The 21465-nt window shown below is 49.8% G+C and carries 25 protein-coding genes; 16 read left to right on the top strand and 9 right to left on the bottom strand.

Features of this window, described 5'->3' with window-relative positions; all coding sequences use genetic code 11:
* Positions 1–12: 12 nt before the first annotated feature.
* Positions 13–708, top strand: a complete 696-nt coding sequence (locus ACO0LG_RS21640; RefSeq protein WP_423029628.1) for an SIR2 family NAD-dependent protein deacylase — start codon at positions 13–15, stop codon at positions 706–708.
* A 63-nt stretch (positions 709–771) separates the two neighbouring features.
* On the opposite strand, the gene ACO0LG_RS21635 is transcribed toward ACO0LG_RS21640, so the two are convergent.
* The 4 genes from ACO0LG_RS21635 to ACO0LG_RS21620 are packed head-to-tail and all read right to left on the bottom strand — an operon-like array spanning position 772 to position 3956.
* Positions 772–1407 (bottom strand): SMI1/KNR4 family protein, encoded by a 636-nt coding sequence (locus ACO0LG_RS21635; protein ID WP_423029627.1) that lies wholly within the window; start codon positions 1405–1407, stop codon positions 772–774.
* A gap of 23 nt (positions 1408–1430) precedes the next feature.
* The gene (gene rsgA / locus ACO0LG_RS21630) at positions 1431–2336 is read right to left on the bottom strand and encodes a ribosome small subunit-dependent GTPase A (protein ID WP_423029626.1); all 906 of its coding nucleotides are present in this window, start codon (positions 2334–2336) and stop codon (positions 1431–1433) included.
* A complete protein-coding gene (locus tag ACO0LG_RS21625) occupies positions 2336–2686 on the bottom strand; it encodes a 4a-hydroxytetrahydrobiopterin dehydratase (RefSeq protein WP_423029625.1) in 351 nt (116 codons plus the stop codon). The genes rsgA and ACO0LG_RS21625 overlap by 1 nt, the downstream gene beginning before the upstream one ends.
* A 10-nt stretch (positions 2687–2696) precedes the next feature.
* Positions 2697–3956 (bottom strand): M48 family metallopeptidase, encoded by a 1260-nt coding sequence (locus tag ACO0LG_RS21620; protein WP_423029624.1) that lies wholly within the window; start codon positions 3954–3956, stop codon positions 2697–2699.
* 42 nt (positions 3957–3998) lie between these two features.
* Between ACO0LG_RS21620 and orn the strand changes: the two genes are divergently transcribed.
* Positions 3999–4595, top strand: coding sequence for an oligoribonuclease (gene orn / locus ACO0LG_RS21615; protein ID WP_423029623.1), 597 nt, complete (start codon positions 3999–4001; stop codon positions 4593–4595).
* A gap of 104 nt (positions 4596–4699) precedes the next feature.
* Here the strand turns inward: orn and ACO0LG_RS21610 are convergent, their stop codons facing one another.
* Positions 4700–5134 (bottom strand): VOC family protein, encoded by a 435-nt coding sequence (locus ACO0LG_RS21610; protein ID WP_423029622.1) that lies wholly within the window; start codon positions 5132–5134, stop codon positions 4700–4702.
* A gap of 31 nt (positions 5135–5165) precedes the next feature.
* Positions 5166–5522, bottom strand: coding sequence for an FKBP-type peptidyl-prolyl cis-trans isomerase (locus ACO0LG_RS21605; RefSeq protein WP_422951232.1), 357 nt, complete (start codon positions 5520–5522; stop codon positions 5166–5168).
* A gap of 412 nt (positions 5523–5934) precedes the next feature.
* Here ACO0LG_RS21605 and ACO0LG_RS21600 point away from each other — a divergent pair, with 412 nt between their 5' ends.
* The 8 genes from ACO0LG_RS21600 (at position 5935) to ACO0LG_RS21565 (ending at position 13797) form a co-directional block, all read left to right on the top strand.
* Positions 5935–6909 carry a cytochrome D1 domain-containing protein gene (locus ACO0LG_RS21600; RefSeq protein WP_423029621.1) on the top strand — a complete coding sequence of 325 codons (975 nt, stop codon included), beginning with the start codon at positions 5935–5937 and terminating at the stop codon, positions 6907–6909.
* Positions 6910–6961: 52 nt separating this feature from the next.
* Positions 6962–7717: a polysaccharide deacetylase family protein gene (locus tag ACO0LG_RS21595; protein ID WP_423029728.1), complete on the top strand. Its 756-nt coding sequence runs from the start codon at positions 6962–6964 to the stop codon at positions 7715–7717.
* Entirely contained in the window at positions 7717–8697 is a 981-nt protein-coding gene (locus tag ACO0LG_RS21590) for a sterol desaturase family protein (RefSeq protein ID WP_423029620.1), read from the top strand. The genes ACO0LG_RS21595 and ACO0LG_RS21590 overlap by 1 nt, the downstream gene beginning before the upstream one ends.
* A complete protein-coding gene (locus tag ACO0LG_RS21585; RefSeq protein WP_423029619.1) occupies positions 8694–9539 on the top strand; it encodes an EI24 domain-containing protein in 846 nt (281 codons plus the stop codon). Before ACO0LG_RS21590 ends, ACO0LG_RS21585 begins: the two co-directional genes overlap by 4 nt.
* Before the next feature lie 20 nt (positions 9540–9559).
* Positions 9560–10360, top strand: coding sequence for a competence/damage-inducible protein A (locus ACO0LG_RS21580; protein ID WP_423029618.1), 801 nt, complete (start codon positions 9560–9562; stop codon positions 10358–10360).
* 2 nt (positions 10361–10362) lie between these two features.
* Positions 10363–11709: a TAXI family TRAP transporter solute-binding subunit gene (locus ACO0LG_RS21575; protein WP_423029617.1), complete on the top strand. Its 1347-nt coding sequence runs from the start codon at positions 10363–10365 to the stop codon at positions 11707–11709.
* Positions 11710–11890: 181 nt separating this feature from the next.
* The gene (locus ACO0LG_RS21570) at positions 11891–12235 is read left to right on the top strand and encodes a hypothetical protein (protein ID WP_423029616.1); all 345 of its coding nucleotides are present in this window, start codon (positions 11891–11893) and stop codon (positions 12233–12235) included.
* Positions 12236–12504: 269 nt separating this feature from the next.
* Positions 12505–13797 (top strand): acetamidase/formamidase family protein, encoded by a 1293-nt coding sequence (locus ACO0LG_RS21565; RefSeq protein WP_423029615.1) that lies wholly within the window; start codon positions 12505–12507, stop codon positions 13795–13797.
* Positions 13798–13859: 62 nt separating this feature from the next.
* Here ACO0LG_RS21565 and ACO0LG_RS21560 read toward each other — a convergent pair whose 3' ends face one another.
* Complete coding sequence (locus tag ACO0LG_RS21560) at positions 13860–14117, bottom strand: hypothetical protein (RefSeq protein ID WP_423029614.1); 258 nt, start codon at positions 14115–14117, stop codon at positions 13860–13862.
* A 75-nt stretch (positions 14118–14192) separates the two neighbouring features.
* Between ACO0LG_RS21560 and ACO0LG_RS21555 the strand changes: the two genes are divergently transcribed.
* The 3 genes from ACO0LG_RS21555 to ACO0LG_RS21545 all read left to right on the top strand — a co-directional run bounded on the left by ACO0LG_RS21555 (position 14193) and on the right by ACO0LG_RS21545 (position 15906).
* Entirely contained in the window at positions 14193–14981 is a 789-nt protein-coding gene (locus ACO0LG_RS21555) for an AraC family transcriptional regulator (RefSeq protein WP_423029613.1), read from the top strand.
* A 34-nt stretch (positions 14982–15015) separates the two neighbouring features.
* Complete coding sequence (locus tag ACO0LG_RS21550) at positions 15016–15492, top strand: type II toxin-antitoxin system RatA family toxin (protein ID WP_423029612.1); 477 nt, start codon at positions 15016–15018, stop codon at positions 15490–15492.
* Between the two features lie 129 nt (positions 15493–15621).
* Positions 15622–15906, top strand: a complete 285-nt coding sequence (locus ACO0LG_RS21545) for an ATP-binding protein (RefSeq protein ID WP_423029727.1) — start codon at positions 15622–15624, stop codon at positions 15904–15906.
* A gap of 31 nt (positions 15907–15937) precedes the next feature.
* Here ACO0LG_RS21545 and ACO0LG_RS21540 read toward each other — a convergent pair whose 3' ends face one another.
* Positions 15938–16279: a hypothetical protein gene (locus tag ACO0LG_RS21540; RefSeq protein WP_423029611.1), complete on the bottom strand. Its 342-nt coding sequence runs from the start codon at positions 16277–16279 to the stop codon at positions 15938–15940.
* Positions 16280–16395: 116 nt separating this feature from the next.
* Entirely contained in the window at positions 16396–17499 is a 1104-nt protein-coding gene (locus ACO0LG_RS21535) for a threonine aldolase family protein (protein WP_423029610.1), read from the bottom strand.
* Between the two features lie 105 nt (positions 17500–17604).
* Here ACO0LG_RS21535 and ACO0LG_RS21530 point away from each other — a divergent pair, with 105 nt between their 5' ends.
* The 3 genes from ACO0LG_RS21530 (at position 17605) to ACO0LG_RS21520 (ending at position 21410) form a co-directional block, all read left to right on the top strand.
* Positions 17605–19314 carry a M14 family zinc carboxypeptidase gene (locus tag ACO0LG_RS21530; protein ID WP_423029609.1) on the top strand — a complete coding sequence of 570 codons (1710 nt, stop codon included), beginning with the start codon at positions 17605–17607 and terminating at the stop codon, positions 19312–19314.
* A gap of 102 nt (positions 19315–19416) precedes the next feature.
* Positions 19417–19632 carry a hypothetical protein gene (locus ACO0LG_RS21525; protein ID WP_423029608.1) on the top strand — a complete coding sequence of 72 codons (216 nt, stop codon included), beginning with the start codon at positions 19417–19419 and terminating at the stop codon, positions 19630–19632.
* Between the two features lie 20 nt (positions 19633–19652).
* Positions 19653–21410 carry a GGDEF domain-containing protein gene (locus ACO0LG_RS21520; RefSeq protein WP_423029607.1) on the top strand — a complete coding sequence of 586 codons (1758 nt, stop codon included), beginning with the start codon at positions 19653–19655 and terminating at the stop codon, positions 21408–21410.
* Positions 21411–21465 lie beyond the last annotated feature (55 nt).

The following is a 21465-nucleotide window of genomic DNA, read 5'->3' as shown; positions in this document are numbered from 1 at the left end:
CCAATATTGCTTATGAAAGCCGAAATACAAACAAATAAAATCGTTGTCTTGTCAGGCTCTGGCATTAGCGCCGAGAGCGGCATCCCTACTTTTCGCGATGCAAATGGCCTGTGGCATAGCTATTCATGGGAAGCTGTGGCCAGTCCCAGAGGTTGGCGCGCCCATCCTGAAGTCGTGCTGGAATTTTATAATGAACGCAGGTTGCAGGCAGCCGAGGCACAACACAATGCCGCACATCTTGCTCTTGCTGAACTTGAATTAGCTTACGAAGTTGTTGTGATCACCCAGAATGTGGATGATCTTCATGAGAGAGCTGGTTCTTCAAACGTCATTCATGTGCACGGACAATTGAATCATGCACGCGGCACTTCTGAAGCGCGCAGGCGTTACCGTATTGATGCCGCGCCTATACAATTGGGGCAGCTCTGTGAAGATGGCACCCAACTTCGCCCTGACATAGTCTGGTTTGGTGAAGATGTTGAATATCTGGACGAATCCAGAAGACATATCGCAACCGCTGCCAAAGTTCTCGTGGTCGGCACCTCCTTGACCGTTTTTCCGGCGGCCTCATTGGTCAGGGGGCGCGAGGGGCAGGGCAGAGAAAATACTGGTTGCACTGGCAATAGACAAGCTGCCTTTTGGCTTCAGGTTCATGCGAGGCAAGGCGAGCAGTATTGTTCCATTCTTATGTCAAGGCTGGTTGGCTGAACACCAAAATTGCAACCTCTATCCTGATTCAGATACGCACGCGTCCTGACAGGAATGGGATAATTAATACAGCCATTTCCTCACAAGCCCGGTGCCGTGGCGCTGAGCCAGCAGGTCAAGGCCTGCGTCTTCGTCCTCATGTATTTCTGCGAGACAGCGTATCATCAGCGCATCCAGGTATTCTTCTACTGAATTGAAGAAGGGGCTGAGCATGTTGCCATCATCATGGTCAAAATAAAAGACTTCGCCGCTGTCACGAAGAAAGCAAAACATATTGCCGTTGCCCAGGTAGTCGCCAAAGACTACCATATCTTTAAACAGCTCCAGCACTTGCTCATCTTCGTGCTTGAGCATATCAACGATGCCTGGGTATGCTTCCAGCAAAGGCTGGATAGGGGTATCGCCGTCAGGGCTGATGCTGCATAATTTTTCTGCCAATGACAGGGCACCAAAATCAAGGTGGTACGCCGTCAATGCAGGTGGTAACTGGCAAGACAAACGTGCTTCCAGATCGAGAATTTTAGCCTCACTGACAGGGGCGAACAGGGCTTGGGTGACATGCCCTTCCCACAATGCAGCGTAAGCTGTAATGACTGCGCGATACCAGTCTGCGCGTTCAATAGCTGAGCTTAATGTTGGCCAGCTTAGGCTAGGGCAGCCTGGTGGTGGCCAGTGGTCGGAACTCAATTCGTCTTGCATACTATTTTTGCCAAATTCAGATATCAATATCCTATTGTCTGCTTCGATTCATGCACCAGTTGTTCAAACATGTCATGCCGCATGGTCGAGATTTCGCCATCCTTGACTGCAGCCAGGATCGCGCAACCAGGTTCGGTGTGGTGGTGGCAATTATAGAATTTGCATTTACCCAGATGTGGCAAAAACTCTGGAAAGGCGCGTTCCAGCATCCCTTCACTCAGGTGATGCAAGCCAAATTCCTGGAAGCCTGGTGAGTCGATCACATAGGAGTTTTCATCCATGTGATACAGACGGGTGAAGGTGGTCGTGTGTTTGCCGGTATCCAGCGCTGCCGAGATTTCGCGGGTGGCGATTTCTGCATCAGGAATCAGCAAATTGATCAGTGAAGATTTACCCATACCAGACTGGCCGATCAGGATAGTGCTTTGCCCCTGCATCAAATTATGCATGAGCTGGCGCGTACCTTCTGGATCTGTTCTGACTGATACTTCATGTACCGGATAGCCGAGCTTGGCATACAGGCCAACGCGCTCCCTTGCCTTGGGCAGGGAAGCAGTGACATCGACCTTGTTCAGGATCAGGTGCGGTTTGATGCCAGACGATTCCGCCGCCACCAGGGCGCGCGATACCAGGTCATCGGTAAAGCTGGGCTCGGTCGCAACGACGATCAGCAACTGTGTCAGGTTCGCTGCGAGCATCTTGGATTTATACTGGTCAGAGCGATACAGCAAAGTCTTGCGTGTGGTGATGGCTTCTATCACGCCCTGGTTTTTTGATGTGAGGGCGTATTCAACAATGTCGCCAACCGAGACATCACTTTTCTTGCCGCGCGTGACACAATGGAGCTTGACTTGTACGCCATCAATCTCTGCCTGTACCAGATAATGGCGGCCATGGGCGGCAATGACTAAAGCTTGTGAACGCGCCATCAGGAAAAACTCTGCTGAAAAATGGCATCTATCTTGGCAGCGCAGATAAAGTCATTTTCTGAAATTCCGCCCTTGCCATCATTGACGGTATGCGTATCAAACTTGATGACGCAACGGTTATAGGTCACCACCAGTTCAGGGTGATGATCTTCCGCATGGATTACATAGGCAATCGCATTGATGAAGGACAGGGTTTCATAATAATTCTTGAACTGGAAAGTCCTGACGATACGCGGGCCGTCTTGTGTCCACTGTGGTGTCGCCGCAAAGTAGGCTGGCAGGCTGGCATCATCCAGGTCGGTTTCTGTATGCTGTGATTTCTTCGCCAGCAGGTCTGTGAATTTGATCATGGTATCTCCGTTATTGTGCTGCCAGCAGGTGATTAATACGCACCGATGCTGATGGGTGTGAGTCATAAAACGCCGAATGCAGGGGGTCGGGCGTCAGGGTAGATGAATTGTCGTCATACATTTTGACCAAGGCTGTAACCAGGTCATTGGCATTCGTGTGTTTGGCGGCAAAGGCGTCGGCCTCGAATTCATGTTTGCGTGAAGTAATTGCACTCAGCGGTGAAAACAGGAAAGTAAACACCGGCAAGACCAGCATGAACAAGATGATGGCCATTGCATCATTTCTTGCCAGTAGCATGGGATCTACACCCAGGCCAGTGTAGAACCAGATTTGTTCTTTAAAAAAGCCCAGCATGGCCATGAAAACCAGCGACAGGGCAAACATGACGGCCATGCGCTTGACGATGTGCTTGAGTTTGAAGTGCCCTAATTCGTGAGCCAGTACGGCTTCAATTTCATTTGGCGCAAGTCGCTCCAGCAGGGTGTCATAAAACACGATCCGCTTGGCCCCACCAAAGCCGGAAAAGTAGGCATTGCCATGACCAGAACGTTTGGAACCATCCATGACAAAGATACCTTTCAGGGCAAAACTGACGCGTTTGCTCAGGTTTTCTATGCGTTCACGTACTTCTTCATTGTCCAGTGGCCAGAACTTGTTAAACAAGGGGGCGATCACGACTGGGAAGATCAGCATGATCAGCATCTGAAAACCGATGAAGAATGCCCAGGCATACAGCCACCACAGGCTCCCAGCTTTTTCCATCAGGGTCAGTATCACCCAGATCAGGGGCAGGCCCAGCACTGCACCTATCATGGCATTCTTGACCATGTCGGTGAAAAACAGGCCCAGCGTCATCTTGTTGAAGCCAAATTTTTCTTCCAGCACGAATTGCGAGTAATAGCTGAAAGGGAATTCGATCACGCTGCTGATGATGGTAAATGCCACCAGCAGGCTGATCTGATACCACATGCCCGGGCCAGTGAGCTTCACCAGATGTACAGACAGCCATTGCAAACCGCCAAAAAGAGTAAAACCCATGAGGATGGCTGCATTCAACAGCAGCATGACCATGCCCAGCTTGGTCTTGGCAATGGTGTAATCTGCCGCCTTTTGATGGGAGGCCAGACCTATCTTTTCTGCGAATTGCGCAGGCACCTCAGCACGGTTATACAGGATATGCCGGATATGGCGGGAGGCCAGCCAGAACTGAATAATCAGCGTCAACAGCAGGAAGGAAACGAATAAAACCGAAAAAACGGATGAAATCATGGGAAAATGTGACATTCGATAAGTAATAGCCAAGGAAGAATTATGTCACAAGCGACCGACATTCAAACAAACACTGCAATTCCTGCCACGCCAGCACGTCCAAATGAAATGAACCTGATCTGGCTGGACATGGAAATGACAGGCCTGGACCCGGATACAGATCGTATCATTGAGGTGGCCGTGGTGGTAACGGATTCACAATTGAATGTACTGGCAGAAGGCCCCGTATTTGCAATTCATCAATCTGATGAGACTCTGGACAAGATGGATAACTGGAACAAGGGCACGCATGGCCGCTCTGGCCTGATCGACAAGGTCAAAGCCTCTACCGTGACGGAAGCAGATGCTGAAGCCGCCCTGATCGCCTTTTTGAAGCCCTATGTGCCAGCAGGTAAGTCACCTATGTGTGGCAATACCATCTGCCAGGACCGCCGCTTCATGGCGCGTGGCATGCCCAAGCTGGAAGCTTTCTTCCACTACCGTAATCTGGATGTATCGACACTGAAAGAACTGTGCCGCCGCTGGAAGCCGGAACTGGCTTCTGGCTTCAAGAAGCACCAAAAGCACACGGCACTGGCGGATATTCTGGAATCCATCGAAGAGCTCAAATACTATCGCGAGCATTTCATTAAAGAATAAGCTGTATTCACCGAATTTGTAGCAAATAAGCAAAAAAGACAAAAGCCAGGCTAAGCCCTGGCTTTTGTCTTTTTGGTTTATTTTTTGTGCTTATTTGAGCGGTCTTAGAACAGCACCAGTCCCTCATAGGGTTTGAGTTTCAAGCTCTCTAGCCGTGATTGCAAATCACCGACATGCAATTCCAGCTTGTGGCCGTCAGGGTCAAGCAGGTAAAGCGAAGCACCTTCGCTTTTGTTGATTTTCCATAGCGTCAATTCGCCTGCATCTGCCATTTGCTTAAAAATGGCAAAGGACGCAAGGTCTACAGAAAATGCAGTATGGGTGTATTCAGGGAGAGCGCTGGTACGGCAATCCTGGTCCAGCGAGAGGCAAATCCAGTCATTACCAGTTTCCAGATAGGCACCGTTTTTCCAACGGGCGACTGGTTTCAAGCCCAGAATACCTACATAAAAGCGAAAAGAGCGCTCAAGGTCAGCGACCGAGAGGGTAATATGATTCAAGCCCGTGACAACTGCCACGGGCTTGTTCAAGTCCGGCATGCTGATCTTTGCGGGATTTTGCAGGAGGAGATTAAACGCCCAGCAATTCCACTTCAAATATCAGGGTTGCATTACCAGGAATGACACCACCAGCGCCACGTGGGCCGTAACCCAGGCTGGAGGGAATTGTCAGCAGGCGGGTGCCGCCCACTTTCATGCCTTGGACGCCTTCATCCCAGCCCTTGATTACATGACCAGCGCCCAATGGGAACGAGAATGGCTGGCCACGGTCTTTGCTGGAGTCAAACTTTTTGCCTGCGCTACCGTCAGGATTTTGCAACCAGCCTGTGTAGTGAACATCAACGTGGTTACCGGCTTCTGCTTCTGCGCCTTCGCCGATGACTTTATCTTCGTATTGCAAACCGCTTACTGTTGTAATAGTGCTCATTATTTTCCTTTATATCGCGTCTTTTTACGCTTTAAATTTGTTGCTGTTATTTAATTCCATAACTGCCGATTTCAAGCCTGGATTTTAATTCGACCTATGAAAACGATATTTTTGACCGATCGCCATGCTGATCAATATTGCTATTGAGTAATTTTTACGGTGATTTTCAAAAAATCCGCTAATAAAATACCGGAATCGTCATCTCTGATCTTAAAAAAAGCTGGCGCAATTGTAGAGCAAAAGAAAAGAATTTGGTCACTTGCACCTGTTTTCTTGCCTCGGCAGCAATAGATGCAAGCTTGATTTTGGACAAATTAGGTGAAAAATCTGAAAAACAATTGAAGGAAAGCTCTTTCCTTATTGTCATGCGCTGTAAAATGCCAGTTCGATTTATTTTTTTGCGGTCTTTTTCATGCGTAGTCGTATCTTGTTGTCGTCTTTGGCGTTTTCTTTGGTTTCCACATTCTCTGCCTTTTCTGCACAGGCCAATGTGGTCGTGGTGCTCAATTCGCGCGATGCCACTGTGAGCCTGCTTGACCAGGACACTTATAAAGAAATCAGCACCTTTCCTGTAGGCAAGGAACCCCATCATTTGATGGCCACCCCAGATAACAAATCCCTGATCGTGGCGAATGCGGTTGGCAATGAGCTGGTGTTTCTTGATCCCAAAACTGGTCAGATACAGCGACGCATGAAGGATATTGCAGACCCATATCAAATTGGTTTTTCACCGGATCAAAAATGGTTTATCTCGAATTCCCTGCGCCTCGACCGTGTTGATTTCTATAAATTCGACGGCCAGGAAATGAAGTTGGTACAACGTGTACCCCTGGCAAAATTGCCTAGCCATATGGCTTTTGATGCCGCCAGCACGACGGTTTTTATCACCCAGCAAGGCAGTGACCAGGTTTCTGCCATTGATCTGGCGACTCAAAAAATCAAATGGACTATCCCTGTTGGCAAGCTGCCCGCAGGTATTTCCATGACACCTGATGATAAATACTTGCTCGTGGGCATCATGGGCAGTAATTATATTGAAGTAATAGACTGGCGCACGCAGAAAATCGTCAAGAAAATCAAGGCGGGCGAGGGTACGCATAACTTCCGTGCTCTGGGCGATAAGCGTCATACCTTTGTCTCCAACCGCACTTCCAATGAAATCAATATCCTTGACCAGCAGACACTGGAAATTGTGGGCACTATCCCTGTCCCAGGTGGTCCTGACTGTATGGAAGTCAGCGAAGATGGCAAAACCCTGTGGACAACCCTGCGCTGGATCAAGAAGGTGGCCGTTATTGACATTGCCAGCCGCAAGGTGATCAAGCTGATTCCGGTTGGCCGCTCCCCGCATGGCGTGTTCTTTGCCAATCGTGCCGGAAATATGTAAATTGCAGTGGCCTGCATATGTGGCCGTTGTGCCCATTGTGGCCTTTGTTGCCATGCTGTGTTCACCTGCGGTGATTGCAGCGACGGCAGCGGGCAACTGTAAAGCGACCATCTACCTGAGCTTTGATACTGGCAGCCAGTCGCAGGCAGACCTGATAGCTGCGACTCTGCGCCGTCATCAAATCAAGGCGACATTTTTCCTGGCAAATGAAAAGACCGTGCAAGGCGACTATTCGCTGGACATGAGCTGGTCACCCTACTGGAAAAAATTGGCAGAAGAAGGCCACGCTTTTGGTACCCATACTTTTAATCATGTATATGTCGTGGGCGATTTGCCTGATGGCCGTATCGCAGTCAAGCCGCAATTTGGTGCGCAAGCTGGCCAGACCCTGCAATGGACTGCAAAAGAGTATTGCCAGGAGTTGCGCCGTGTTGATCAGCGGTTTTTTGCCCTGACCGGTAAAAAGCTGGATCCTTTGTGGCGCGCGCCAGGTGGCAAACTCACGCCTAATTTGTTGAAGGCGGGGCAGGCATGTGGCTACGTGCACGTAGGCTGGTCACCAGCCGGGTTTTCTGGGGATGAATTATCCAGCGAAAAATTCAGCAATCCCATGCTGCTCAGGCGGACACTCGACAAGCTCAGGGACGGCGATATTTTCATGGCGCATCTGGGCATATGGTCACGCAAACAGGCCTGGGCGCCAGAAAACCTTGAGCCCTTACTCAGTGGTCTTGAGCAAAAATCCTTTTGTTTTGCTACTCTGCGTGAACACCCCGCTTATCAAAATTTACATCAACAGAAAAAATAATGACTATTTCCGATCTGTTCACAAATCTGCAAGCCTGGATTTTTGAAACGATAGTACAGCCCGCCATGTTCAATCTGGGGCTGGGTGAGTTTGTGGAAGACTCCTATGAAGGCGTCGAATGGTTCATGCTCGGTGTTTTGCAATTGATTGTACTGTTCATCATCTTGCGCCCACTGGAATCCTGGATACCCGTGCATAAATTCAATAACCGCTATGCGCGCTGGAATGATTTTATCTATACCGCCTTGCACAGGCTGGGGGCTTTTTCTATCCTGGTGTTTTTTGTGCTTGACCCTTTACTGGATCAACTCACAGCCCTGCTGCACCTGCAAGGCGTGAACCCCTTCAACCTGGAAAACATCTGGCCAGGCATGTTGCAATATCCGGTTTTGCTGTTTTTGGTGTATCTGGTGGTGCTGGACTTTTTTGATTACTGGTATCACCGTGCCGAGCACCAGTTCAACTGGTGGTGGGCATTGCATAGTTTGCACCATAGCCAGCGCGACATGAATTTGTGGAGCGATAACCGCAATCACCTGCTCGATGATTTTATCCGTGATATCTATATGGGCTTGATCGCCATCGCCATCGGCGTCGAGCCTGGACAATATGTCATGCTGGTTATGGCATCGCAAATGCTGCAAAGCCTGCAACATGCAAATGTACGCATCCATTTTGGCCGTATAGGTGAATATTTGCTGGTGTCACCACGATATCACCGTACCCATCATGCCATAGGCATAGGGCATGAGACCCACGGCAAGGGCACCCTTGGCGGGCATAATTTTGCGGTGTTGTTCCCCATCTGGGATGTATTGTTTGGTACCGCCCTGTTCGCCAAAGAATTTTCGCTGACCGGCATACGTGACCAACTGCCTGCACCGGAAGGCAGCGCACGCAACTATGGTGAAGGATTCTGGTCACAACAATGGCTGGGTTTAAAGCGCATGTTTGGATTTGACAAGGAAAAGCAATCATGAATATCGCATCCGTGATGCGGGCCTGGGGCAGGGCAGTAGCAGCACAATTGCATTACCGTATGCTGCTGCTGACTTTTTTGCCTTTTATGATCGCCCTTGTTTTATGGGGCATAGCCATGTGGTGGGGCTTGCAAAGCATGATGGATTTTATCCAGGCATGGCTGAGCGAACACGATGGTTTTGCAAGGGTAAGCAGTGTCCTCAACATAGCTGGCCTGATTGCTATCAAGATGGTGGTCGTACCGCTGGTAGCCATGTGGGTACTTTTGCCATTGATGATATTTACCTCATTGATGTGCATAGCGGTGTTTGCCATGCCTGCCATCAGCAAACATGTGGGCATGCGTGATTACCCTGAGCTGGAGCAAAAGAATGGTGGCAGCTTGCTGGGTAGCATGGGGCATTCCTTATTGTCTTTCCTCATTTTTGCGCTGATCTGGTTTGTGAGTTTGCCGCTGAACCTGATCCCCTTCGTTGGCCTGGTGCTGCAACCGCTTTTATGGGGCTGGTTGACTTACCGGGTCATGGTGTACGATGCACTGGCACTGCATGCGGATGAAGATGAGCGTGCCAGCCTGGTGCAGGAGCATCGCTGGTCTTTGCTGTCTATAGGCATCATTGCTGGCCTGTTCGGCGCAGCACCTGGTTTGTTGTGGCTGGGCGGGGTTGTCTCTACCCTGTTCTTGCCTGTCATCGCAGGCGTGGCGATCTGGGTTTATGTACTGGTGTTTGTCTTTACCGGACTGTGGTTCCAGCATTATTGCCTGGAAGCCTTGCAGCGTCACCGTAGCGTAGCGCCCCAGGCAGGGCCGTCAGTTTCGCAAACGCTGCCCAGCCTATAATATAAAAATAAGGAGAAATCGTGGCAATCGGTCTGATTATCGTTGGCGATGAGATTTTATCTGGCAAACGCGAAGACAAGCACATGTCCAAAGTCATCGCCTTGTTGAAGGCGCGTGGCATGCAGCTTGACTGGGTTGAGTATATAGGCGACAACCGTGAGCGCATTACCACGACCCTGAAGCGCAGCTTTGCCAGTGGTGACGTGGTGTTTTCTACCGGTGGTATAGGTGCAACGCCAGACGACCATACCCGTCAATGTGCGGCAGCAGCGCTGGATTTACCTGTGGTTTTGCATCCAGAAGCCAAACTCCTGATACAGGAACGCATCATGGATATCGCCAGAGAAAAAGGCGAAGTGGCTGACCTGAGCACGCCTGACCATTTGCACAGGTTGAAGATGGGGGAGTTTCCACTTGGGGCGGATATTATTCCCAATCCTTTCAACAAGATAGCCGGTTTTTCCATACGTAACCACTTCTTTGTTCCTGGCTTTCCGGTCATGGCCTGGCCCATGCTGGAGTGGGTGCTCGATACGTATTTTTCTCACCTGTTCAATCAGCATGCACAGTTTGAACAATCCGTACTGGTGTATGAAATTGCCGAATCCATCATCACCCCTTTGATGGAACAACTTGAAGCTGATTTCCCACTGATCAAAGTTTTCAGCTTACCCACTGTTGGCAGTGAGACAGAGCGCAGGCATATAGAACTGGGTGTCAAGGGTGATGAGCGACAAGTCCCTGCCGCTTACGAAAAAATGCTGGAAGGCTTGCAGCAGTTGAAGGCGGAATATATTCCCACCCCTGCCAAGTCCGGTTGAGCATGCAAAAGATTAAATTCACTCTCTTCAGTCTGCGTGATCTGGTGGTTGCATTTGGCCCGGTCACGCTCATGGTGGTGATAGTCTGTGGCGTTGGTTACTGGCTGGTAGATCCTGCGCCACCGCGTGTGATCGATATTTCCAGTGGGCAGGAAAATGGTTCTTATGAGCGCTTTGCCAAGCGCTATGCGCAAGAACTGCAAAAAAACCAGATCACCCTGCGCCAGCAAGTGTCGCAAGGATCAGAAGAAAACCTGAGCCGCATCAGTGACCCTGATTCTGAAATTGAAGTGGGCTTTGTGCGCAGTGGTTCGAGTGATGAAGCACAAGCACATGAACGTGGCCTGATCTCATTGGGCAGTCTGTTTTATGAGCCTATCTGGGTGTTTTACCGCAACCCCAAAGAAGTCACAACGATTAGCCAGTTCAAGGGCAAGACTGTCAATGTTGGCCCTGATGGCAACGGAGTCGCCAAACTGTTCAGCCAGATTTTAAGTGTCAACGGCATGTCAGAAGAAGATGTCAGCATACAAAAACTGGCTGATACACCGGGCACGGCTGCTTTGCTGGATGGCAAAGTTGATGTATTGATTTTTAGCTCTGCCAGTGATTCGCCGCTGGTGCAAATGTTATTGTTGACTCCCGGTATACGCCTGTTTGATTTCGTCCAGGCAGAGGCATATACAAGGCGTTTTCCGTTCTTGTCGCATGTCGTGCTGCCGCGCGGTATTGTCGATATAGGCAAGGATATTCCTGCTCGTGATTATCACTTGATTGCACCAACAGCGACCCTGGTCGCCCATGAAAGTCTGCATCCGGCCCTGATGGGCTTGCTGCTACAGGCAGCGCACAGGATACATAGCGGTGCCGACTGGTTCAGCCGCCAGGGTGAGTTCCCCTCCGATAAATATACTGAAATACCAGTAGCACATGAGGCTGAAAAATTCTATAAAAACGGTCCGCCCGTGCTACAACGTTACCTGAGCTTCTGGATTGCCAACTTCATCGAGCGCATGTGGGTCGTCATCGTCGCCCTCGGTGCCTTGTTCCTGCCACTGTCAAAAATTATTCCACCCCTGTATGTCTGGCGCATACGCTCACGCATTTATCGCTGGTATGGACAATTGCGGCTCGTGGAGCAGGCGATAGAGGAGGTCGCAGCAGAAAACAGGCATAGCGTTGCAGAGAAACAATTGCGCCAACTTGATGAGATAGAAGAGAAAGTCAACCGTATCACCATACCCTTGTCCTATGCAGAAGAATTATATGGATTGCGCAGCCATATCGCTTTTGTCCGCTCAAGGGTGCAGGCGATGCTGACCGCTTCTATAGGGCAGGCGGTGCAGTAATGGGACTGTGCTTCCAGTAAGGATTTTCAAGGCATATTTATGCTTGAGAAAAAAAACTATCAGTGGAAGCAAATTTGCCGTACCTCGCTTATATAGGCTACTCTTAAAGAGCTTGGCTGCAGTTTTGTGTCTCACATTTCTGATGCTGGTGTGTGGCCCCTGGCTATGGTATGCATACGGTTTGTCAAACATAACAGGCAGACCCGAGCCTGCAAAAATCGCTGTGATAAGCCCTGAGAAGAAGACGCTGATCTGGAAAGGATTGAAAGAGCAGGGAGCTATACACGTAGAGGTCTTAACGCCCTATGATATATATTCTCTGTTGCTGGATAAGCCCTATCCGGCTGGTTCACGCTTGGCCTGGTATGTCGCCAGAAACTATAATCACGATCATCTGCGAGACCGCTGTATGGTGAATTGGCACATCTCTGGCGAGGCACTTACGGTGTGGCTGACGCGGCACTGGAGTGCTGATGAATTACTAGCCAAGGCACTGGAAATTCATCAAAGCAAGGCAAAACCATGATTTCATCACGCGTCGGTGAGGTAACCCAACGCAAATTAACGCAAACTAAATGATTAGGACTCACGCAAAATTGTCCCAGCAAGGCGTAGCGACGAAGACAGTACTTTAGTACGGCTAGGCGCTGCAACGCAGCTGGGGCGGTTTTGCGTGAGTCCTAATGATGTGTTTGCAGTCTGTGCATGGTAATTGGCAGTTCATCGCATTTAATGAAGCTTAGGCGCAGAATAATTTAGTATCGTAGCTATATTTAATTTTTTCACGGAAAAAACATGCTGCGATACGCGATGCTATTAATCTTTCTTGCCCCCTGTCTGGCGACTGCTGCAGATGAAGAGCATTGGCTATTGCAAGTCGATAGATGGGGAAACCGTTCTTATCAGACCTTGAGCCTGACAATGAATGGTAGCAGTATCAGCGGCAAGCTTGATGATGACCAACTTGCTGGTACGCGCACCGCCAAAGGCATAGCGTTCACGGTAACGGACGCTGACAAGGCAAAGTACTCCTATGTCGGCACAGTCAGCAAGGATGCCATGCAGGGCACGGCTGATTTTCCTGATACAAATCACCCGCAGGCAAGAGCTGCACACACATTCAGCGCACGCAGGATACCTGATCGCCCTGCCGGAGCGGCACGAAAATACGATTTCCAGCCCACGGATTATTCCAATGAATTTGACCCGCACCGTCTGCCAGTGCTGACGATCTGGCCGGGTGATACGGTGCATACCAAGACCATAGACTCTGGCGGCGTCGATGAAAATGGCATCACCAAAGCATTGTATGGCAATCCACAGACTGGCCCGTTTTTTGTCGGCACTGCCGAGCCTGGTGATACGCTTGTGATACACCTCAAGCGCTTGCGCCTGAACCGTGATTATGCAGACAGCCTTGATAGTATCGTCGGCAGGGCAATGGGTACTGCACTGGCAGCCAAGGCTACAAATCTCGGCAAGCCCATACGCTGGAAGCTGGATAGGGAACGTGGTTTGGCCAGCCCGGAAAAACCAACAGAAGGCTTGCGTAATTTGAGTTTGCCAGTGCGCCCCATGCTGGGGGGCTTGGCGGTTGCACCGGGCAATGGTTCTCCACCTATATCTACAGGTGACACCGGCCGCTTTGGCGGTAATATGGATTTTAATGAGGTCATTGAAGGTAATACCGTTTATCTGACTGTGCAGCAACCCGGTGCCTTGCTATATCTGGGCGATGCCCATGCCTTGCAGGGAGATGGAGAGACTTCGCAATATGCATTGGAAACATCCATGGATGTGGAATTTACCGTCGATGTCATTAAAGGGAAATCTGTCAATACACCAAGGGTAGAGTCGCCAACGCAGATCATGGTATTGGGACAGGCAGGCTCGCTGGATGATGCTCTGCGGGCAGCAACCGGCGGTATGGTGCAGTGGCTGCAACAGGATTATGGGCTCAGCCTGTCAGAGTGCGCGCAGATTTTGGGTAGTGCAATTCATTTCAGTATTCCCAATCTAGCGGGGCGCAGCGTAGGTGTGGCAGCAAAACTCGACAAGACTGTGCTGGCAAATTTGCACCGTCAATGAGGGCAATGACGAGAGGGGAGGGCTGGCTTGCCTCATTGACGATCTGCATGGCCAGAGCCTGATTACGACTGATGTGTGGCCAGCATGTCACGCAGGTCAGGATCTGCAATAGCGAACACATCAAATATACCCAAGGCCTTCAAGGCGGGCAGGGCTTCGACTACGGCCGCTTTTGCATTCGCGCGTTCGTCTGCAGAACTGTCTGGCTGCAGATAGGTCTTTGCATTGACCACGAAGGCAGCGACCGTGCCTTTTCTGATAGTCAGGCCGTTAATAGTGGTCGTGTTGATGTGATCCGGGAGTATGTCTTCGGCTTTCATATTGTTTCCTTGTGGGTGAATGGAGACTGAAGTTTGCGCTTCATGCCCAAAAGTCGCTTGCGATATAATGCCAACATGTGTCGAACTGAGGCCAGGCCCTTACCCTTGATCAATCCTGAGCACGCCAATGCGGATGGCGGGGCGATTGCTTACGCTGTCTCCAGCAAGGCCCATGCGAGGATGACGCCAGAACACAGCCATGCCCGCGGACAGTTGCTGGCGGCAACGACAGGTGTGCTGGTGATCGAAGCAGAACAGCAGCATCTGGTTGTACCTCAGGGCCATGCCATCTGGCTACCACCGTTTATTCCTCATGCCTTGCGTACGAGCCATCTGTTCAATGGCTGGAGTGCTTATCTCGCACCTTTAGAAGCACTGCCTGCCAAAACCCAGGTGTTTCAAGTATCCGGTCTATTGCGGGAAGCGGTTTTGCGCGCGGCGAGCTGGGGTGTCAGCGATCCGTTGAACGCAGCTCAAGAGCGTGTGCTTACCATCATCGTCGATGAAGTAGCGAGCTTGCCACCTCAGGATTTTGTACTCGCCATGCCCACCGACCACCGCCTCGTCAACATCGCCAGCGCATTATTGGAAAATCCCGGCGACCCCCGTCCTATGCAAGAGTGGGCGACCTGGGCAGGCATTGCACCACGCAGCATGACCCGCCATTTTGCTGACGAAACGGGCATGAGTTTTTCTGACTGGCGGCAACGCGCCAGACTCATGCGGGCGCTGGAATTATTGGCTGCAGGGGTTGCCGTTACCAATATCGCACTTGAACTGGGTTACGATAGTCTGAGCGCCTTCATCGCCATGTTCAAGCGGCACTTTGGCGTGCCACCGAGCCAGTTTTTGGCAGGCGATTAATGAGTTCTCTTCCATTAACATCATAGGACAAGATATGCTGATCAAACATGAATTTGAAGTCCGGGCCAGTGCCAAGTATCTGTTTGACCTGACCCAGGATTACACTCTCAGGCAAGAATGGGACACCTTGACTACCGAATCCTATCTGTTGAACGCAAAGCAGGCCGAGGTAGGTGTGCAGTCCCGCTGCATAGACGGCAATGGCCTGGCGATGGATATTGAATATGTGTCGTATAAGCCAAACGAAGTGGCCGCCGTCAAGATGGTCAGCGGCCCCTATATTTTTGATCAGTTCGCTGGCGGCTGGCACTTCAAGGCATTGTCTGACGGGCTTACCCGTGTAAGATTTTCCTATAACCTAACGGCCAAACCTCGCTGGCTGTCATGGTTGTTGACACCTATCTTGTGCCTGAAATTCAAACGCGAGACAGAAAAGCGCATCGTCGCACTGACAGCCTATGCAGAGCGGCAATTTGCTGTCTTGCCACGCGCGCATCCGCTTGCCTCATAATGCATTCATGAAGGCCTTGCGTATCTGCCGACCCATTTGACCGATTCCACATAAGCCCCGGCTGTCTTATCCAGACTCCTGCGCAATGTTGTTGAGAATGCCGCCAGATAGGCGAAAAGCAGGGTTCGTATATGCCTTTCTGCCATTGACGCAGTGCTGACATTGCGTATTAAGGAAGACGGCCCTGGCTTGTCTGCCGATGCCATGGTCCACTTTGGCCAGAGGCGCGATACACGCCTCCTGTTCCAGGGTTTGCCAAGGAGGCAGACGGGAATGTCGCTTGGCCTGGGCTCAGTCATTATCAAGGCGATAGTGGAGTTACATGGCGGCCATTACGAAATAGCTAATGGCGAAGGCCGCAGCGAATATTCCGGTGCCCGCCTTGGCCTGACTTTCCCCAGAAGATATTCTTGATCATTGAGTTAAGCATGAGCGTGTTCCTGTATTAGTACAGTTGGCTCATGGACTGTTCTTTGCTTTTGGGATGCGACTTAGCAAGCGTGGATTTTAATTGCGAATCCGTGATACGGAAGGTTTCCCTTTTATCTCCCATCAGGGCACGTAGCTCCTTGATTGTAAGACCGCTAATTTCATGCATGCTGATCATCAGCGACGCCCCTATGGGCAGGCGCAAGTGACGAATCTTGCTGATCACGGGTGGTGCCACATCCAGCATTTTTGCCAATGCCGCATCATTTTTCAGATGCAGGCGCCTGATGAGTGTATCAAACAGGTGATTGGGATTGTACTTGACCTTGTCAGACTGCAGATTGAGCAGGCTTATCATTATTTCTCCTTGGCGTTTCTTGAAAAAATGAAACGATAGCAAGGAGCTTAATAAAGATATAAAGTTTTGTATGTGCGATAACTCACATAACGACCACAAGCTGCTTGAAAGTGGCTTCAGCGGGGGTCTTTTTCGAGCGCCTGCGCGAGTAGCTGCAAAGCCTGCCTTAGTTTTTCGTCCTCCATGGCAAGCAGGTTATCGCCTACATACCACTCAAACATGCACTGCCCAGGCAAGGCTGTATGTGCGGCATTATTAAACAGCCATATCCCATGCTCTTGCGCGACTTGGTTGCGGATGGCAATGGCTGTTTCCCGGTCAGTTGGCAGATACAAGTGCAACATATTACATTGTGGTGTTGCGGGACTGGTTTTGAACTCAGGATAAACGCGCAATTCTTCAAACAACCATTTTGTGCGGGCAAAGCAGGCGGGCAGAGCTGCCAGCCTTTGATCAAATTGCATGGCGGCAGCGACAACATAAGGGCTGCGGCGGAATACACTGCCGCCTTGCCTGTGCATCCAGACTCGAGCTTTAGCAATGAAATCGGCACTGCCCAGCAGCATGGCACCACCCAGGCCAGCGATACCTTTGTAGAATGAGACATATACCGTGTCAAAACCTGCGCTTACTTCTGCCAGACTGCGGCCATAACCGGCGGCAGCTTCCCACAGGCGCGCACCATCCATATGCAGGTGTATATCTTGCTGGCGACAATGTGCTTTGATGGTGTTCAGTTCTTCCCAGTCCGGCAATTGGCCGCCTATTTCGCGCATGGGCAATTCATATAGCGCCGCAGCGATTTTCTCCGGCTGGGCCTGTAAGTCCTTCTGTGTCCAGGGTCGGTAAGGATTGCCGATTTGCACGGCCTTGAAATGATCGAGCAACTGATAATTGCTTTTTTCATGGACCAGGATATGCGAGCTCGCATGCAAGGCGACGAGCGGACTGCCCCTTTCTTCACATGCAAGACGTAAGGCGGTAACCTGGGTTAGCGTACCGGTGATGCAGAACAGACCTGCTTCCATGCCCAGTAAAGCAGCGATCTTGCTTTCGAAAGACTGCACCAATTCACCTTCACCATAGATGTCATGTTGTACCTGATGCTCCTCTGACCAGGCTGCCATGCGTGCAAAGGTGTCGGCAGGCGTGATGGCAAGGTGCCCTGGCAAGGAAGTATGGCAATTCTGGCGCAGTGCGCTTATTTCAGCATTGGTCATCAGTTTCTCCTGCAATTTGTTTCAATCAAGCATCAGTATGCCATGCCAGTACCGCCACTTGTACGCTAGAATCGTGGGATATATTTACTTCAACTGGTGTACCGCATGTCATCCCATACAGACCATACTACCGCCTTCATCACACCCTTTGAAGCCGGTAACCAGAACCAGACTACCACCTGGCAAGCCTGCACACAGTTTTATCAGAACCTCGCAGCGCAATTTCCAAACATTCTACAGTTCAGCCAGATCGGTGTTTCTGATAATGGCAAGCCCATTCATGCCGGTATCGTGACCGCCGATGGCGCATTTGAGCGTGAGCGCATCAAACAGGAGCACCGCACTGTATTTTTTAATAATAATGGCATACATCCTGGTGAGCCTGAAGGTATCGATGCCTGTATGGCGCTGGTGCGCGATTTTTGTATCCAGCCTGAGCGACTTGCGGCACTGGGTAAAACGGTGTTCTTGTTCATCCCTGTGTATAACGTTGATGGCTGCCTGAACCGTCAGGATACTTCGCGTGTCAATCAGGACGGGCCAGAGCAGTTCGGCTTCCGCGGCAATACCCTGCATCTGGACTTGAACCGCGACTTCATCAAGTGTGATAGTGAAAATGCGCAGGTCTTCAACCGTTTTTTTAGCGAATGGAGCCCGGATGTCATGGTTGATACGCACACCTCAAATGGCGCTGACTATCATTACACCATGACCCTGATACAAACCCAGGCAGACAAACTGGGCCATGGTCTCGGCCCCTACTTGCGCAACACCATGTTGCCTGCCATTTATACCGAAATGCAGGAGCGTGGCTGGCCGACTTGCCCCTATGTGAATCCCGTCAAGGACAGCCCTGATCATGGCATAGAAGATTTCCTGGAAACGCCACGTTTTTCTACTGGTTATGCAGCCCTGCATCACACCATCGGTTTCATGCCTGAAACCCATATGCTGAAGCCTTTTGCCGACCGCTATGCGTCCATGCGCGCCCTGGTGGAAACCGTGCTGGCATTCACGGTCGCCCATGGTGCAGAGATACGAGCATTGCGTGCACAGGCGCGCGAGGCCGCCAGCCAGCAACAGCAGGCAGCAGTACATTGGGTTGCCGACCATGGGCAGGCTTCCAGCTTCATGTTCAAGGGTTACCAGGCGGTATATAGCCCCAGCGTGCTGGGTAATTACACGCGCTTGTCTTACGACCGCAGCCAGCCATGGGAAAAAGCCATCGCTTATTACGATCACTTTGTCGCTGATATCACAGTCAAGCAAGCCAGTGCTTACCTGATACCGCAAGCCTGGCGCGCAGTCATAGAGCGCCTGCAATGGAATGGTGTGCAAATGCAAAGGCTGGAAGCCGATACCAACCTGCAGGCCGAGGTTTATCACATACAGTCAGTGCAATCACGTCCACATGCCTATGAAGGTCACATGTTCCATGACGATGTACAGTTGCTGCCGACCAGCGCTAGCATGATTGCCAATGCAGGTGATTATCTGGTCCCGCTGGATCAGCCCGCGGCACGCTATATAGTCGAAACTCTGGAACCGCAGGCGCACGACAGTTTTTTCCGCTGGGGCTTCTTCAATAGCGTACTGGAAAAGAAAGAAGCTTATTCAGATTATGTCTTTGAAGACACCGCCACCGATATCCTCAACACCGAGCCAGAAGTCAGGGCAGCCTTCGAGCAATGGAAGCAAGAAAATCCAGGTTTACTCAGCGACCAACAGGTCGTTCTCGACTTTATTTTTAGCCGCTGTGCAAGATTCAAGGAACCAGAATGGCGCCGCTACCCTGTGTTGCGCATAATGCATTGATTTTTTGAAATTTGTTACAAGTTTTTACAGAAACATAATAGAATCTTCCGTGGTATTACCTCGTGTTTTATATAACGGAAGTCTATTGAAAGGTTAAAAATCATGTCTAAATTGCTTGAATATTTGAATACACTGGATAAAGATGCGGATGCCCTTGATGCTCATAAAAGTGGAGCAAAGTCCGCTATGACAAATTTTGGATTGACTGCTGAAGAGCAAGATGCAGTATTGTCTGGCGACAAAAACACGGTAGCTGGATTGTTGGGAATCTCTGCGGATGATGTCCCTGCAATTGATACTACAGAAACCGCGTACTAAAATTTTTTCCGGCTCAAGTGATGATTCCATTTAGGATCCTGACATTTTTAATTGTATTGTTACTTGTAGCCGGAAACCCTGTTGCCCACGCACAAACAAGCAGTGAAAAAAACATTGACGATTTGCTTTCAGCTGCCGCACAGGATATCCGTACCGCACCCGAAAGAGCTGTTGATACTTTGGGTAAATTGCAATTGCTTGAGTCAGGTTTCAATGATGTTCAACGCAGCCGCTTTTATTTGCTCAGTGCTTCCGCACTGGGGTTCAAAGGACGACATAAAGAACGAGTAGAGCTAGTTGAGTCATATATTGAAAAAGCAAAAGATCCTGATTTTCAGGCTCGATTGTTATATCAATTGACCTCTGGATATACCAGCATGGGGGAGTACGAAAAAGCTTTGCTTGCGATGAACAAGAGCATAGTTTTACTACCAAAACTGATAAATCAAAATGCAAAAGTGGATGTGCTGCAATCGGCGATAACCTTACTGAATTCCTTGCGTGCATATGACGAAGCTTTAAGTTATACCGATAGAATGCTTTCTTTTGATTTAAAAATCAAAGAGAGCGGATCAAAATGTGTAGGCTTGGCAAACCTTGTTGAGATTAATCTCATGCGGGGTGAAAGACAACGTGCACGATCAATTTTGCCTGAAGCTTTACAGGTCTGTGAAGAGCATGACAGGAAATTTATAGCTCTTATTCTGCGTTCCCTGGCAAGCGTGGATTTGATTGATTCTGGCAATTATCTGCAAGGTAAAGGTGCTGGACTACCTTTGCTGGCCGAGTTCGCAAAGACTAATCAAAGTTCTGACTACCTCACTCAACTTGAAGACGCGTTGTCTCGTGCGTATATGAATTCTGGCAATTTAGAGCTTGCCGAACGTTATGGTCTTCAGGCCTACCAGCATGCAAAGGCTGGAAATGCTGTTTATCTCATGGAAAAGACTGCCGAAACGATGGCGACTATTAAGCGCGCGCAAGGACTGTATTTAGCAGCACTAGAGTATTACGAAGCGGCCTTAGTATTGAAAAATCGTGTGCTAGACGATCAACTTCATAAGAATCTTGCTTATCAACGTGTTAAGTTCGATACTCAAGACAAAGCCAATCAAATGAGTCTGCTTGAACAGAAGAATAAGATACTGGCGGTTGAGCGTGAATTGGAAAAAAAGAATAATCAAAATCTCCTGCTCTTGGTTGCCTTAGTAATAATTTTTCTGGTTGTGCTGAGTCTTTGGTTACTCAAGGCTTTACAGCAAAAAAATCAATTCCGCCAGTTTTCGCAAACAGATGGGTTGACCCAGGCAGCCAATCGCATGCATTTCATCAGCTTCGCCAATGAAGCATTCAAATTACGTACAGGTAGCGTCAGCATTATCCTGTTTGACATGGATTTATTTAAAAATATTAATGATACGTATGGCCATGCTACGGGTGACTGGGTATTGAAGAACGTTAGTGAAACCGTCAAGACGCATTTACGCAAGGTTGATTTATTTGGGCGGCTGGGTGGTGAAGAGTTTGGTATTTGCATGCCAGATTCAAGCCAGGCCTCAGCCCTTCAATTGGCAGAGCGCTGTCGTATGGCAATCACAATGATAGATACAGAACCTAGCGGCCATAAATTCGCACTGTCTGCCAGTTTTGGTGTAGCGACAGTAGATGGAAATGGGCTCAAGAATTTTGATGAAACCCTGGAGGCGGCTGACAAGGCACTTTATATCTCCAAAGCCGAAGGTAGAAACTGCGTTAGTGTCTTCAGGCAAACACCATAGATTTTCTGATGATAATTTACTAAAATAGTTTTGCTTTAGTTAATGCTTGAGCTTA

It is taken from the genome of Undibacterium sp. Ji42W (assembly GCF_049340405.1).
Classification (GTDB): domain Bacteria; phylum Pseudomonadota; class Gammaproteobacteria; order Burkholderiales; family Burkholderiaceae_D; genus Undibacterium.
This window is presented reverse-complemented; position numbering and strand designations above follow the sequence as displayed.